The 10,664-nt window shown below is 68.4% G+C and carries 13 protein-coding genes and 1 pseudogene; 9 read left to right on the top strand and 5 right to left on the bottom strand.

The window, feature by feature from the left end; genetic code table 11:
- Positions 1–454: hypothetical protein (locus ACILRF_RS11000; protein WP_395672802.1), on the bottom strand; the 454-nt coding region annotated here is incomplete at its 3' end.
- Positions 455–646: 192 nt separating this feature from the next.
- Between ACILRF_RS11000 and ACILRF_RS10995 the strand changes: the two genes are divergently transcribed.
- The 5 genes from ACILRF_RS10995 (at position 647) to ACILRF_RS10975 (ending at position 4,090) form a co-directional block, all read left to right on the top strand.
- Positions 647–979: a hypothetical protein gene (locus tag ACILRF_RS10995; protein WP_395672800.1), complete on the top strand. Its 333-nt coding sequence runs from the start codon at positions 647–649 to the stop codon at positions 977–979.
- Positions 980–1,056: 77 nt separating this feature from the next.
- The gene (locus ACILRF_RS10990; RefSeq protein ID WP_395672798.1) at positions 1,057–1,365 is read left to right on the top strand and encodes a hypothetical protein; all 309 of its coding nucleotides are present in this window, start codon (positions 1,057–1,059) and stop codon (positions 1,363–1,365) included.
- A gap of 107 nt (positions 1,366–1,472) precedes the next feature.
- On the top strand, positions 1,473–1,688 hold the full coding sequence (locus ACILRF_RS10985) for a hypothetical protein (RefSeq protein ID WP_395672796.1): 216 nt from the start codon (positions 1,473–1,475) through the stop codon (positions 1,686–1,688).
- Positions 1,689–1,855: 167 nt separating this feature from the next.
- A complete protein-coding gene (locus tag ACILRF_RS10980; RefSeq protein WP_395672794.1) occupies positions 1,856–3,589 on the top strand; it encodes a hypothetical protein in 1,734 nt (577 codons plus the stop codon).
- Positions 3,590–3,772: 183 nt separating this feature from the next.
- Positions 3,773–4,090 (top strand): hypothetical protein, encoded by a 318-nt coding sequence (locus tag ACILRF_RS10975; protein ID WP_395672792.1) that lies wholly within the window; start codon positions 3,773–3,775, stop codon positions 4,088–4,090.
- A gap of 204 nt (positions 4,091–4,294) precedes the next feature.
- On the opposite strand, the gene ACILRF_RS10970 is transcribed toward ACILRF_RS10975, so the two are convergent.
- Complete coding sequence (locus ACILRF_RS10970; RefSeq protein ID WP_395672790.1) at positions 4,295–5,287, bottom strand: sensor histidine kinase; 993 nt, start codon at positions 5,285–5,287, stop codon at positions 4,295–4,297.
- Between the two features lie 208 nt (positions 5,288–5,495).
- Positions 5,496–6,572, bottom strand: a complete 1,077-nt coding sequence (locus ACILRF_RS10965) for a hypothetical protein (protein WP_395672788.1) — start codon at positions 6,570–6,572, stop codon at positions 5,496–5,498.
- Positions 6,573–6,835: 263 nt separating this feature from the next.
- Here ACILRF_RS10965 and ACILRF_RS10960 point away from each other — a divergent pair, with 263 nt between their 5' ends.
- Positions 6,836–7,405, top strand: coding sequence for an SOS response-associated peptidase family protein (locus tag ACILRF_RS10960; RefSeq protein ID WP_395672787.1), 570 nt, complete (start codon positions 6,836–6,838; stop codon positions 7,403–7,405).
- Positions 7,406–7,440: 35 nt separating this feature from the next.
- Here ACILRF_RS10960 and ACILRF_RS10955 read toward each other — a convergent pair whose 3' ends face one another.
- Entirely contained in the window at positions 7,441–7,644 is a 204-nt protein-coding gene (locus ACILRF_RS10955) for a hypothetical protein (protein ID WP_395672785.1), read from the bottom strand.
- A gap of 4 nt (positions 7,645–7,648) precedes the next feature.
- Positions 7,649–7,873, bottom strand: a complete 225-nt coding sequence (locus tag ACILRF_RS10950; protein ID WP_395672783.1) for a hypothetical protein — start codon at positions 7,871–7,873, stop codon at positions 7,649–7,651.
- A gap of 301 nt (positions 7,874–8,174) precedes the next feature.
- On the opposite strand from ACILRF_RS10950, the gene ACILRF_RS10945 reads away from it, so the two are divergent.
- The 3 genes and pseudogenes from ACILRF_RS10945 to ACILRF_RS10935 all read left to right on the top strand — a co-directional run.
- Positions 8,175–9,044 (top strand): cytochrome c oxidase subunit 3, encoded by an 870-nt coding sequence (locus ACILRF_RS10945; RefSeq protein WP_395672781.1) that lies wholly within the window; start codon positions 8,175–8,177, stop codon positions 9,042–9,044.
- A 155-nt stretch (positions 9,045–9,199) separates the two neighbouring features.
- A complete protein-coding gene (locus ACILRF_RS10940) occupies positions 9,200–9,952 on the top strand; it encodes an SURF1 family protein (RefSeq protein WP_395672779.1) in 753 nt (250 codons plus the stop codon).
- Positions 9,952–10,664 (top strand): annotated as a pseudogene (locus ACILRF_RS10935) (threonine synthase); the annotation flags it as partial. The gene ACILRF_RS10940 and the pseudogene ACILRF_RS10935, both read left to right, overlap by 1 nt.

Genomic DNA, 10,664 nt, shown 5'->3' with positions numbered 1-10,664 from the left:
CCAGGTCGTCGAACCCCGCCACGTGCGCGCGCCAGTAGCGCACGGTCGACATCGACGGCATCGCCCGGTCGCGGGTGATCGACGTCAGGCTCTCGCCGCCGCACAGCCGCTCGAAGATCGCCTCCGCGACCGCCTCGCAATAGCTGAACGGCTGGCCGCGGGTCTCGGCCGGCCGGCCCGACGCCGCCCGCGCCGCGCGCAGCGCCGCCCCGAACTCGGGATAGCGAACGATCCATCCCTCCACCGCCTGCGTCGTCGGCATCCCCGGCTCGCGGCACAGCGGATGCAGCAACGCGCCGGCCGCCACCCGCCGGCAGATCTCCGCCCCCAGCTCCGGCGACCAGCCCACCGGCGCCTTGGCCGCCCTGCGCCCGGCCCGCGGCCGCCCGTCGTGCGTCCTGCGCGCACGCGCCATCCCCGGCGCGGCCAACGACCGCCCGTCCGCCTCGTCCATCACGAAGCCTCCTTCAGATTTTCAGATTGCCCGCCGACCGATGGCGCACCCCGCCACGTCTACCCCAAAGCTACCGGAAACCGGCCCGTTCGCCAAGAACAAAAACGGAACATATTGCCGACCGACAGTTATTCCCCCGCACAGGCCCCGAACGCGCTAGTGAACACGCCCCTCCAGTCGCGAGACCCGATCATGCCCGCCTACACCCTCGTCACCACCACCGCGACGCAAGGCAGCGACGAAGCCGAGGTCAACACCCTCGTCGACGACTTCGCCAACGTCAGCGAAGCGATCGGCTACGCCCGCCGCATGGCCGACGAACTGCTCGGCCTCGCGGGCCAGCTGTCCCTCGATTTCGACTACAGCAACGTCGGCCTCTACGACGGCGACCTGATCGACCAGGAGCCGGACCCCGAGCATGCGGCCTTCATCGGCATGTGCGTCCTCGACGACGGCGGCGCGATCTTCATCGGCGCCCAGGAAATGCGCGAAGGCGGCGCCGAAGTCCCCACCGACGCCGACTGACGCCCCCCACGCGCGCTTGGAACGGCCGAGCTCGATCCGCGTATCCACGTTTGGCGTGGGCAGCGTGGAGGCCGAAGGTGCGCGTGCGGGTCTGGATCAGCGGGGCGGACGGCCCCTCCCACGACTTCGAACTGGTCGAGGCGCCGCGCGTCGGCGAGCGGATCGTCATCAGCGTCGGCGCCGATACCGAAGAGGGCGTCGTCTCGGCGGTCTCCTGGCAGCTTCAGGCGATCGAGCCGCCGGGCGCCAGCCTCTCCCTCGTCGCGGAGCCGGCCGGCAGCGTGACGATGGTCCATGTCATCTGCCGCGCCGCGACGCTCGAACGCCGGCACAGCTCCGAAAGCGCCGCCATCGATCTCGGCGAAAGCCACTCCACCTCTCACTGAGCCGCGCCGCGCCGGTTGCAGCCGCCCGAAATCACACCTCCGGCTTGGTTGTGTGGGGCGAGGTGTTCTGTATTTGTTCGCGCCGACATTGCTGGAGGCGTGAACCCATGGTCGCTCGAAACTATCTCGGCATTTCAGACCCGAAGGCGGCTTTCGAGGCGCTGCGGCCCTACCGCAACGAACTCATCCGGCTGAAGACGATGTGCAAGCCGCTGGGCGCCGACTACCTGGTGCTCGACGCGGCCATGCAGGCTCTCGACACCGCCGCCTACCACTTCACCCGCGACCCCTACCTCTTCGTGCCGCAGGGCGGCCGGTCCTGAGGCTGGCGAAGCTTCACTCGGTCCCTTTCGCAGGAAGGCCGGGTACGGATTAGCACCGGTTAATCGCGTCACCGGCTCGTGACTTGTCCGGTCAGACTTCCCCGAACTCAGGTATCGCGCAGCTTCGTCCGGCGCGGCGCGGGCGTCGCAAGCGAGAGGCCTTTTCGATGCCGACGATCGCCACGCTTCATGAGGTGCAACCGGTCAACAGCAGCACGGCGGGCGTGCAAGTCGCGCCCGTCGCAGCAAGCCTGGCCGACGGCTCCCACGTCGTCGTCTGGCAGGACGTGGCGACGAGCGACCTCTTCGGGCAGCGGTTCGACGCCTCCGGCGAAAGGCTCGGCGGCGAGTTTCGCATCAACACCACGCCGACGGCGAACCTCGCTCCCGAGCCTTCGATCATCGGACTGGAGGGCGGGGGTTTTGCGGTGGCCTGGGCCATCGTTCCCGACCCGGCGTCGCCGGTCTTCAAGGACGTCGTCTCACAGCTCTTCGACGCCTCCGGCGTCAAGGTGGGCGGCGAGCAGCTGAACCTCGGAGGCCCATGGCCCGGCCCGCACGGGCAGGCTTCGCTGGCGGCCCTGGCGGGGGGTGGCTATGTCGTGACGATCGTCGACCACCAGCTGGACGTCGATACGCCGGACCCGGACGTCTATTCGCAGCGCTACGACGCCTCCGGGACCAAGGTCGGCGAGCCCATCCTCGTGAACGCCCCCTCCGAGCTGGAGCAGCGCCATCCGGCCACCGCCGGTCTGACGGACGGCGGGTTCGTGGTCGTGTGGGATCTGGAGATCGACAGCATCCCGACCGGCAAGCTCCTGCTCCAGCGCCTGGATGCGGCGGGCGACAAGGTCGGCGGCGAGATCCAGGTCACCGACCAGAGCTGGCCGCACCTGGGCGAACGCGCCGTCACCGGCCTTGCGGACGGCGGCTATGTGGTGGTCTGGACGACGGAAGAGCCCAGAGACGTCTTCGCCCAGCGGTTCAACGCCGCGGGCGCCAGGGTCGGCTCGCCGGTGGAGGTCGGCAGGACCACGCCAGGCGACCAGAGTGCACCTTCGGTCATCGGCCTGGCCGACGGCGGATATGCGGTCGTCTGGTTTTCACATCAGTACGGCCCGGTCGACAGCCCGCGCGGTCTTCATGTCCAGACGTTCAGCGCGTCGGGGGAACGCGTCGGGAGCGAGGCGCTCATCTCTTCCGATGTTGCCCTCTCGCCGCCTGTCGTCCTCCCGTCTCAGCCCTCCGCCAGCCTCGCCGCGCTCGACGACGGCGGCCTGGTCGTGGCCTGGGTCAATTCCGACTTCGACATCGTCCAGCGTCGGATCGGTCCCACCATGGAAAGCGCCACGCTGAGCGACGCCATCGAGATCGCCAGCGGCGCGTCGCGTGAAGACACCTTCCTCGCTGCGCCCGGCGCCCTGAACCCCGGCGATCAGATCTATGGCGGGGCGGGGTCCGACCGCCTCCGCCTCACCGATGCCGGGGAGATCGACCTCACCGGCGTGTTGCTGAACAGCGTCGAGAAGATCATGGGCAGCCGGGGCGACGACACCGTCGTCGTCGATGACGCCGCGCTGGGGGGCGTCACCGTCATCGACGGCGCGGGCGGCGAGGATACCGTCGTCACGTCCGACGCGAGCCTGAACCTGATCGGCAAGACGCTGGCGAAGATCGAGCACCTCACCACCACCCATGCGGCCGGGACCAACTTCCTGGTCGACAGCATCTCGGAGGCGTTGCTGGTGGATGGGGCCGGGACCCACGATACGATCACGGCGACGTCGCTCGTCTTCAGCGCGCGCCAGCGCAACCAGCTGTTCGCCAACGGCGTGGAAGAAATCGTCGACGCATCCGGCGCCTATACGCCTCACGCCGCGGGCGACTTCCTGCTCGCCTAGCTCGCCGAGCCTTTGCGAACGTGACCAGGCGGCGTCCGGTATCAGCGCCGGGTCGGATGGAAGGTGGACGGGGCGGGGCGAACGTCCGCTGCGGGGGGCGTTCGAATTTCCGCGCCTGGCGCAAGATTGACTCCGCCCATCCCTCGTGACCGCAATCTGGCCCTCACCACGCCGCCCCCACCCATGTGCAACGCCTACCGCCTTCGCTTCCCGTTCTCCCTGCTCGCCGCGTTCTGCCTGGCGGCATGTGCGCCCGGTTCCGACGCCGCCTTCGCCGATGGTCTCGATCATACGCCCTACGCCATGATCGACAGCCCACGTGAATGCGGGTGTCTGGCCAGGTTGGCGCCGGTCGCCGATCCCATGTCGAAGACGCCGTGCCTGACGGACATCCGGGCGGACGGCGCCTGCAGCATCCGGATCGACTGCACTCACCCGGACGCCGAACCCAGGTTGCGAGCCTCGGTGTTGAGTTGCGCGAGGCCCGATGGATCTGGCTGATCTGGCGCGGCTTGCGAAGTCGGTCCCGACGCGCCGCAACCCAGGAACGTCTGCGCCCCGCTAGCCTGCCGCAACCCCCAAGCCGGCCCCACCCGGCTAAGGACGAGGCGAGCCACTGGGCGCGACTGCGTGGTGCTCGACGCGGCCATGCAGACCTAGCTGCGCCGGAGCGGCTGCGTGTTCCCCTAGCCGGCCTTCACAGGCTCACTTGCCGGTGGACTCTTTCCCTGTCCGTTCCGCCTCCACATCCAGGATCGGCGTCTCAGCGGAGTGCGAGAGGGGCAGTTCAAGGACGCACCGGAGCCCCTCAGGGCGGTAGTCCAACCGGGCGCTACCTCCGCTTTCGCGGCCGAAGTTCTTCGCGAGCAACCGGGTGCCAAAGCCCGTTTGCTGAGGCTCGGTGACGTGTGGCCCGCCGCTTTCCTCCCAGAGAAGGTTCATGTAGCGGCGCCCTTGGCCGTCCAGCGCGGTGTTCCAGGTGACCGCGACCTGCCCGTCGGGAGTGGTGAGGGAGCCGTACTTCAGGGCGTTCGTCGCGAGTTCGTGCAGGGCCAGAGACAGCGCAACCGCCTGCTGCGGGTTTACCCGAACCGGGGGGCCATTCATCTCGATCCCACCATCGCTGCGCGTGTGCGGGGCTACCGCCTGGCCCACGATCGTGTGCAGGTCGGCTGCCGCCCAGTTCTCCTGCACCAGGACGTCGTGGGCCTGCGAGAGTGCGAGGAGACGGTTGGTGAGACTCTCGCGGGTGCCCGCGTCCACGTTGCCGGCGCGCAACGTTTGCTCAGCGAGAGACTGCACGGTGGCCAGTGTGTTTTTGATCCGGTGATTCAGCTCGTTCAGCAGCAGCACCCGCTGCTCGTCGGCGAGCTTGGATGGGGTCTCGTCGCGTAGGATCTTCACGAACCCGGAGCCATCGCTCAGGCGCATTGTCACGCCATTGCCCCAGAAACGCTCCTTGTCCTTTCGCACGTGCCACCGGCTGTTCTCCGCGCGCCCTTTCTTGCGAGCGGTCTCAAGTTCCAGATCAGGGGCTTCGGCAGCCACGTCGGACGCGAGGAAGAAGAGGTGCAGGCGTTGGCCGATGGCTTCGTCGGCCGAGAACCCGAAGAGGCGCTCCGCGCCGGGGCTCCAGGTGGCTATGCGCCCGTCTCGGTCGAGAAGCATGATCGCATACTCGCGCGCGTTGGCGATCACGAGTTCAGCGACCTCAGCGGGGACTCCGCACTTGTGTTGAGTTGCAGCCTGGTCGAGCATCCATGCAGAACGCGCAAGTGCCAGTAGGGTGGCCAAACCCCAGGCGACGCGCCCAGGTCAACAGCCTGGCGCATAGGGTGGAGATTTTTCCGAGAGCTGAAGGACCGCAATGGGTGGATAGCGGACACTGCAGCCCGGCTGCGCGACCTCAATCCGAAGGAGCCCAGACAGCGCTTCCCGGCCTAAATCTCCCCTTTTCGTCGATAAGAAACCTGACCTCGCCGCTCGCGACGCGTTCGCGCACATAGTTTGGATCTCGACTGCCATCGACAGCGATGCGGTCGATCATGTTCCCGAGCGCGAACTCGAGTGCAGCGCCGAATTTCTTTTGATCGAAATTCGCCATCCGAAGCTTCGCCGGCACCTTGGCAAATATCGTCACCCAACGCTCTTGGATGATGAGCGTGCCATAAGTTGGGCGTTCGAGTATGTCGTCGTTAGCGACCGCGAACATCGCGGCAAGCTCGCGGAATTGGGCGCCACTAATCGGTGCGTCGATGCTTGATAAACGGTGAGACCAAGAGCTCTCTGCAGCTCCTGCATCGTTCAGAACGGCGACGATGCCCACTCGCCCAACGCGGACCGCGATGGTGTGGGCGAAAGTCAGGTCGACGAAGTCCCACTCGTCGCCACCACGATCGTCAACTTCGACGAAGAAAATAGATCCCACGACAAACGGCAGGAGTGTCGCCCCGGTGTAAGGCGCTCGGGCAACCGCGTGCACGTGATGCAAATCCGCCCAGTCGTAGAGGTCACCGATGACATGTGTGCCGCGTCTACGATCCTTGTGAACTGGCACCGCGGCGTCCTTCAGGTGGACCTTCAGAAAAAGCAGGCAGAGCCAGATGTAGACGAGTTCGACCGCGTCTTCGGATGCCATGCGCGCTGCGACAGTGCCGAACTCGCCTGAGAGGAGCTCAGAAACCGGGTTCTCTACTCGTTCGCCGAGCACCGCGTTGCATGAGGCACAGCACTGGACCCGGTAGCCGCCGTATCGTCGCTTCTCACCACCAGGCAGCGTGATCGCTTTGTCAAACAGGTTGAACCGGCGCAGGACCCATCTGGGGACGATGTGTTCATCGTTGAACGTCGTCTGCGTAGGCGAGGCACCGCAGATGAAGCAGGCTCCGCCCTTACAAATCTGCTCGACGAAGTCTTCGCAACTGAAGAGCAGCGTACGACCATCACTATTGATGAAGGTGCGGGCGGCGTTCGGCTCGGCCATTGCCGCATGCTGCCATCACGAGCCCCACAATGTCATCTGCTCCAGTTCGGCCAGGCATGGTCAGCCGCAAGGCCGGCACCGGGTGCTGCAACGTCAGCAGTGGGTCGGAAGCAGTCCTCGGCGCGGTCGCCCAAACGAGCCTTTGATCAGGGCGCCTCAACGTCTGCTTTGCGCACCCGCGAGAACGTCCGCGCCTGGCGCAAGATTGACTCCGCCCATCCCTCGTGACCGCAATCTAGCCCTCACCAACCCCGCCCCCACCCATGTGCAACGCCTACCGCCTCCGCGTCCCGCTCTCGCAGATCTTCGACGAGTTCAGCGACCTCAAGGCGCCGCTGACGTTCTCGGGCGGCGTGCCCAACGTCCCGCCGGCCGACGACATCCGCATCACCGACAAGGCGCCGGTCCTGCGCGGCGGCCGGGCGGGCGTGGACGTCGCCCTGACGCCCTGGGCCTGGAAGGCGCCGAACGGCGCGCCGGTGTTCAACTTCCGCAGCGACGGCCGCGACTTCTCGCGCAGCGAGCGCTGCCTGATCCCTACCGACGGCTTCTACGAATTCACCGCCCGCCTGGACGGCCAGAAGAGCCCCAAGCACAAGCACCTGTTCACCCTCGCCGGCGCCGACTGGTTCTGGATCGCGGGCCTGGTGAAGGACGGCGCCTTCGCCATGCTGACGACGGCGCCGGGGCCGGATGTCGCGCCCTGGCACGGCCGCCAGGTCGTCGTGCTGCCGCCGGACCGGGGCCTCGACTGGCTGGACCTCAGCCGGCCGCAATCCGAACTCCTGCGGCCGCTGCCGGCCGGCAGCCTGGCGCACGAACAGCTCAACTGAGCCCGCCCCCTTCACGCCCCCTCTCGCCCATCCCCTCACGGCGAGGAGAACACGAAGTACATCGAGCGCCGCTCGCCGCAGGCCGAGCAGCGCAGCTTGCGCCGGGCGCTCGGCACGGTGCATTCCGCGCCCAGCCGCCGGCTGGCCTCCTTCGGGCTCCAGGTCGAGCTGTGCTCGCAGGTCCGACAGGTGATCGTCAGCGGGCCGCGCAGCCGGCCCACCACCTCCATCGGCGGCATGGCCTCACCCGTGGAACAGGTAGCAGCGCTGGCGGCCCGGCCGCTCGGGCAGGGCGGCCAGCATGGCCAGCGTGCCGCGCCGCCAGCCGCAGGTGCAGCGCACGGCGGCCTCCAGCCGCGGCACCGAGGCGCGCCGCGCCGCCGGGCCGAGCGGGCGCGCCGCCAGCGGCGTCACCGCATCGCACCCCGGCCGTCCACAGCGCGCGACCAGCACCCCGCCGCCGGTCATCAGCTCTTCCAGTGAAATCGGGCGTTCTGGCCAACCGGCGCCGTCGGGCATGTCTCAAGCCTCCAATATGAGAACATAACCAGAACATTAAAGCCGCCGGAAGCCGGTCGGTTGCGAATCCTGGGGAGGAACGCCGCTATGCCGCGCCGAACCGGGCCGGCCGGAGCCCCGCGCCGCCCGGGGGAATGGCGCCACATCCCCCCTTCACATCCGCCTCGCGCCAAGGCTATAGCGTGCGCGACTAACGCCGCGCTCGACTCACGTCCCGCACGGCAGTGACTTTCGAGGGGTTAGGACCGCAATGGCCCACGGCGTGAAACACGACTACCACCTTGTCGACCCGAGCCCCTGGCCGCTGGTCGGCTCCATCGCCGCCGTGGTGATGGCCATTGGTGGCGTGACCTGGATGAAGGGCCTGTTCGGCCTGCCGGAAGGCACCTGGTGGCTGTTCGCGGCCGGTTTCGCCGGCGTCCTCTACACCATGTTCGGCTGGTGGCGGGACGTCGTGAAGGAAGCCAACCGCGGCGACCACACCCCGGTCGTGTCGATCGGCCTGCGCTACGGCATGATCCTGTTCATCGCCTCCGAGGTGATGTTCTTCGTCGCCTGGTTCTGGATCTTCTTCGAGATGGCCCTGTTCGACGGCCAGCGGACCCTGTCGTCCATCGAGGAAGTCCGCAACGCCTGGGCCACCTGGCCGCCGCACGGCGTCGAGACGGTGCCGGCCTGGCAACTGCCGCTGGTCAACACCCTGATCCTGCTGCTCTCGGGCACCACGGTCACCTGGGCCCACCACGCCCTGCAGCAGGGCGACCGCAAGGGCGTCCGCTACGGCCTGATCCTGACCATCGCGCTCGGCGTGCTGTTCACCGCCATCCAGGCGTACGAGTACCACCACATCCTCGAGCACAAGTACTTCTTCAACGAGGAAGCGGTGAACTCGGGCCTCTACGGTTCGGCCTTCTTCATGGCCACCGGCTTCCACGGCTTCCACGTGCTGATCGGGACCCTGTTCCTGATCGTCTGCCTGCTGCGCCTGCAGGCCGGCCAGTTCACGCCCAAGCAGCACTTCGGCTTCGAGGCGGCCGCCTGGTACTGGCACTTCGTCGACGTGGTGTGGCTGTTCCTGTTCGCCTTCATCTACGTGGTGTTCGGCGGGGCCGGGCACTGACGCCGTCGACGCCCGCGCGCCTTCCTCGCGAAGCCGCGGGCGCCGGCTCCGGACCTGTCCGGATCTGAGATCGAGACGCGCCCCGGGTCCTGCCCGGGGCCGTTTTGCTTTGTGGGGCCTGGTTGGCAGGCCCGGGCTTTGAAGGGGAGGGCGCTATGACCGAGGCCTGGGACCCGGAGGTTCCGATGGGCGACCGGCGCGGCCGCTTCCCCGTCGCCCTGACCGTCCTCACCCTGCTGGCGATGGCCCTCCTGATCGGCCTCGGCGCCTGGCAGCTGCAGCGCATGTACTGGAAGCGCGACGTCCTGGCCCGCATCGCCGCGCTCGAGGCCGCGCCGGCCCGGCCGGTCGGGGCCGTGCTGGCCCGCCGCGCCGCCGGCGCCGACGTCGACTTCACCCGCGTCACCATCGCCTGCCCGGGCCTGGCCCGCGCGCCGTTCGTCGAGCTCTACGGCCTGCGCGAGGGCCAGGCCGGCTCGCGGCTGATCTCGGCCTGTCCGGTGACCGGCGCCGGCCCTTACCGCACCGTCCTCGTCGACCGCGGCTTCGTCGGCGACACCATCTCCGCCCGGCCGCCGGTCGACGCCGCCGACGCCGCGCCGGTCACGATCGTCGGCGTCCTGCGCTCGCCGGAGGCGGCCAGCGTCGTCACCCCGCCCAACCGCGCGCGCCAGTTCTTCTCCCGCGACGTCGCCGCCATGGCCAAGGCGCTCGGGGCGCCGGCCCCGGCCCCGGTCTTCCTGCTGGCGGAGACCTCGTCGAACCCGGAATGGGCCGGCCTCGTCGCGGCCCCGCTGCCGGCGACCATCTCCAACCGGCATCTGGAGTACGCCCTGACCTGGTTCGGCCTTGCCGCGGCCCTGGCCGGCGTCTATGCCGCCGTCCTCTTGAAGCGCCGGAAGGGCTGATGCGTTACATCTCGACCCGGGGCCAGTCGCCCGCGGTTTCCTTCGTCGACGCCGTGCTGGCCGGGCTCGCCCCCGATGGCGGCCTTTATGTGCCCGAGGCCTGGCCGACCTTCACCGCCGACCAGATCGCCGCCTTCGCCGGCAAGCCCTACGCCCAGGTCGCGGCGGCGGTGATCGGCGCCTTCGCCGGCGACGAGATCGCGCCCGCCGACCTGCTGGCGATGTGTGAGGAGGCCTACGCCACCTTCAACCATCCGGCCGTCGTGCCGCTGGTGCAGATCGGCCCGGAGGCCTTCATCGCCGAGCTGTTCCATGGGCCGAGCCTGGCCTTCAAGGACGTGGCGATGCAGATCCTCGCCCGCCTCTACGACCACATCCTCGGCCGGCAGAACCGCCACCAGACGATCCTGTGCGCCACCTCCGGCGACACCGGCGGCGCGGCGGTCGAGGCGTTCCGCGGCGCTAGGCACGTCAAGGTCATGGCCCTCTTCCCCGAGGGCCGGATCAGCGAGGTCCAGCGCCGGTTCATGACCGCGGCGACCGAGGCCAACGTCGCCTGCGTCGCCGTGGCCGGCACCTTCGACAACTGCCAGGCCATCGTGAAGCAGGCCTTCCAGGACGGGCCCCTGCGCCAGAGCGTCGATTTGTCCGGCGTGAACTCGATTAACTTTGCCAGGATCGCGGCCCAGGCGGTGTACTATTTCACCTCCGC

It is taken from the genome of Phenylobacterium sp., from assembly GCF_044236515.1.
Classification (GTDB): Bacteria; Pseudomonadota; Alphaproteobacteria; order Caulobacterales; family Caulobacteraceae; genus Phenylobacterium.
Note: the sequence above shows the minus strand (reverse complement) of the source record. Positions and strands in the feature narration are given on the sequence as shown.

Bases quoted from the DNA above. Each gene is read 5' to 3' on its own strand.
- ACILRF_RS10995 (WP_395672800.1), top strand. From the start codon at position 647: ATGCCCGCCTACACCCTCGTCACCACCACCGCGACGCAAGGCAGCGAC.
- ACILRF_RS10985 (WP_395672796.1), top strand. From the start codon at position 1,473: ATGGTCGCTCGAAACTATCTCGGCATTTCAGACCCGAAGGCGGCTTTC.
- ACILRF_RS10980 (WP_395672794.1), top strand. From the start codon at position 1,856: ATGCCGACGATCGCCACGCTTCATGAGGTGCAACCGGTCAACAGCAGC.
- ACILRF_RS10975 (WP_395672792.1), top strand. From the start codon at position 3,773: ATGTGCAACGCCTACCGCCTTCGCTTCCCGTTCTCCCTGCTCGCCGCG.
- ACILRF_RS10965 (WP_395672788.1), bottom strand. From the start codon at position 6,572: ATGGCCGAGCCGAACGCCGCCCGCACCTTCATCAATAGTGATGGTCGT.
- ACILRF_RS10960 (WP_395672787.1), top strand. From the start codon at position 6,836: ATGTGCAACGCCTACCGCCTCCGCGTCCCGCTCTCGCAGATCTTCGAC.
- ACILRF_RS10955 (WP_395672785.1), bottom strand. From the start codon at position 7,644: ATGCCGCCGATGGAGGTGGTGGGCCGGCTGCGCGGCCCGCTGACGATC.
- ACILRF_RS10950 (WP_395672783.1), bottom strand. From the start codon at position 7,873: ATGACCGGCGGCGGGGTGCTGGTCGCGCGCTGTGGACGGCCGGGGTGC.
- ACILRF_RS10945 (WP_395672781.1), top strand. From the start codon at position 8,175: ATGGCCCACGGCGTGAAACACGACTACCACCTTGTCGACCCGAGCCCC.
- ACILRF_RS10940 (WP_395672779.1), top strand. From the start codon at position 9,200: ATGACCGAGGCCTGGGACCCGGAGGTTCCGATGGGCGACCGGCGCGGC.